Source organism: Flavobacterium sp. GNP008 (genome assembly GCF_056428965.1).
Map to the genome: position 1 here is coordinate 1 of NZ_JBWJVL010000074.1, position 224 is coordinate 224.

General features: G+C 64.7%; 1 pseudogene. It reads right to left on the reverse strand.

What is annotated here, in order from left to right:
- Positions 1 to 224 (reverse strand): annotated as a pseudogene (locus AC0608_RS13940) (tRNA pseudouridine(38-40) synthase TruA); the annotation flags it as partial.

Below are 224 nucleotides of genomic sequence, written 5' to 3' on the forward strand. Positions count from 1 at the left end.
GCAGATTGATATTGGCGCCCATCACCCAAGCCTTCATGGTGCGCTCGGCCTGAGTATCGAAGTGCACCACCTGACCACAGGCGTGCACACCGGCGTCGGTACGCCCGGCGCACATCAGCGACACCGGCGAGTCGGCGACCTTGGACAGGGCATTTTCCAGGGTTTCCTGCACCGTCAACACACCCGACGCCTGACGCTGCCAGCCGCGGTAGCGCGAGCCCTTG